The organism is Citrobacter sp. wls711 (assembly GCF_005281055.1).
Lineage (GTDB): Bacteria > Pseudomonadota > Gammaproteobacteria > Enterobacterales > Enterobacteriaceae > Citrobacter > Citrobacter gillenii.
This window is the reverse complement of sequence record NZ_SZXC01000042.1, coordinates 1-1,239: the sequence shown is the minus strand read 5'-3', so window position 1 is coordinate 1,239 and position 1,239 is coordinate 1. Positions and strand designations below refer to the sequence as shown.

Sequence of the window (1,239 nt, the reverse complement as noted above, 5' to 3'; positions counted from 1 at the left end):
ATTCAGAAATGGAGAGTTATCATGAAAAATATCGTATTAGCATCTTTGCTGGGCTTTGGTTTAATTTCATCGGCCTGGGCCACTGAAACCGTGAATATCCATGATCGCGTCAACAATGCACAGGCTCCTGCTCACCAGATGCAGTCTGCTGCGGCTCCTGTCGGGATCCAGGGGACTGCTCCTCGTATGACCGGTATGGACCAGCATGAACAGGCCATTATTGCTCATGAAACCATGACGAACGGCTCGGCGGATGCGCACCAGAAAATGGTGGAAAGTCATCAGAAGATGATGGGAAATAACACGGTATCCACGACCGTCCCGTCAACGTCTTACGCGGCGATGAATGAGCATGAAAGAGCAGCGGTTGCCCATGAATTCATGAATAACGGGCAATCCGGCCCACATCAGGCCATGGCCGAAGCGCACCGCCGCATGATCAATGCAGGCTGAATGCGACGGTAGTATCCGTGCTGTTACCTTTTCCCTGATAGATTTTCCTGAAACAACGTTGCTACATTTTTGCCCCCCGTCAGGGGGCTTTTTTGTCTGACTCAGCTACACTTAACCGGTACCTGTCTGAAAGGAATTATTATATGAAAATCAAAAACACCCTTTTTGTAATATTAATGTTATCCCTGCCAGCCATTTCTGCTGAACATTCGGAAATGAAAATGTCAGATATGCACTCATCGGCATCATCACAGGAATATATGGCTGGCATGAAAAATATGCATGAAAAAATGATGGCCGCCGTTAATGAATCCAATCCCGATAAGGCCTTTGCAAAAGGTATGATCGCACACCATGAAGGGGCAATCGCAATGGCTGAGACCGAGCTCAAATACGGAAAAGATCCCGAAATGAGAAAGCTTGCGCAGGACATCATTAAAGCTCAGAAAGGTGAAATCGAGCAGATGAATAAATGGCTTGGCAGTCAAAAATAAAGATTGCAAAAAAGCCATAATAAGCGTAATTTTAATTCACTCCCGGGCACGGGAGCCTGTTAAACGTTAAATAATTAAAACCCGATTAATTTCGGGTTTTTTATATACTATACTCCGGTCCTTTGCTGTGGACCGGAATATATGCAGCTGCGATAATTTTTACACATTATCTCGTCATGGCAACAATATCGCTCAGGATCTCAACCAGCTCAATCCTTTCCTGCATTCCGTCATGATAGGTTGATCTTGAGATGATTCTTTCCGCTGTCATCCGGGGCCAGAATTTATCAAG

General features: G+C 45.4%; 2 protein-coding genes and 1 pseudogene. 2 read left to right on the top strand and 1 reads right to left on the bottom strand.

Going from position 1 to position 1,239, the window contains the following annotated elements:
* Window positions 1–21 precede the first annotated feature (21 nt).
* Together silE and FDW98_RS14355 are read left to right on the top strand one after the other, a co-directional pair.
* Complete coding sequence (gene silE, locus FDW98_RS14360) at window positions 22–453, top strand: silver-binding protein SilE (protein ID WP_000790483.1); 432 nt, start codon at window positions 22–24, stop codon at window positions 451–453.
* Window positions 454–596: 143 nt separating this feature from the next.
* Window positions 597–947 carry a DUF305 domain-containing protein gene (locus tag FDW98_RS14355; protein WP_000694954.1) on the top strand — a complete coding sequence of 117 codons (351 nt, stop codon included), beginning with the start codon at window positions 597–599 and terminating at the stop codon, window positions 945–947.
* Between the two features lie 166 nt (window positions 948–1,113).
* On the opposite strand, the pseudogene FDW98_RS14350 reads toward FDW98_RS14355, so the two are convergent.
* A pseudogene (locus tag FDW98_RS14350) lies at window positions 1,114–1,239 on the bottom strand (ATP-dependent endonuclease); the annotation flags it as partial.

Bases quoted from the DNA above. Each gene is read 5' to 3' on its own strand.
- silE (WP_000790483.1), top strand. From the start codon at position 22: ATGAAAAATATCGTATTAGCATCTTTGCTGGGCTTTGGTTTAATTTCA.
- FDW98_RS14355 (WP_000694954.1), top strand. From the start codon at position 597: ATGAAAATCAAAAACACCCTTTTTGTAATATTAATGTTATCCCTGCCA.